This is a genomic window from Chryseobacterium sp. IT-36CA2 (genome assembly GCF_949767875.1).
GTDB lineage: Bacteria > Bacteroidota > Bacteroidia > Flavobacteriales > Weeksellaceae > Chryseobacterium.
Genome location: NZ_CATKPG010000013.1, coordinates 1 through 668, shown reverse-complemented (window position 1 = coordinate 668; position 668 = coordinate 1). Strand labels below are relative to the sequence as shown.

Here is a 668-nt window from a genome sequence, read left to right as displayed (position 1 = left end):
GTAGATGACCTGTTGAAAAGATATATTTATGCTTATGATCCCTTAAACAGGCTTACAACAGGATATTATCAGGAGCCTACGACTTCGGTTCCAGTTAATCATTTCTATAATGAGGAAATAGCGTATGATGCTAACGGCAATATTACCAGGCTTCAGAGAAATATGAAAGGAAGCAGTAATACAGCAGAGTATATAGATAACATTCAATATACTTACCAGGGAAACAGGCTTCTTTCGGCTTCTGATCTTACACAGAATTTTAATGGGTATCCTACAGGTGGTAATCTGATAGATTATGACGACAACGGAAATATGATTAATCATAAGGATAAAGGAATTTCCTCTATTCAATATAATTATCTAAATTTACCAGGAAAGATTACCCAAAGTTCCAAAATAATGGATTATTCTTATAGAGCAGACGGAGTGAAGGTAAGAAAGGTTTTTGATACAAAAACTACAGACTACCTGGATGGTTTTCAATATGAAAATTCTGTATTGAAATTCTTCCCAACAGCAGAGGGGTATTTTAATGTTGAGACTGGTAAGTATGTATACAATTATACAGATCACCTTGGAAATGTTAGGCTAAGTTATGCTAAGAATGGAGCAGAAACAGAGATCATTGAAGAAAGTAATTATTATCCATTTGGATTGAAACATGGAAT

General features: G+C 34.0%; 1 pseudogene. It reads left to right on the top strand.

The window, feature by feature from the left end:
- Positions 1–668, top strand: a pseudogene (locus tag ACM6F9_RS07345) (RHS repeat-associated core domain-containing protein); the annotation flags it as partial.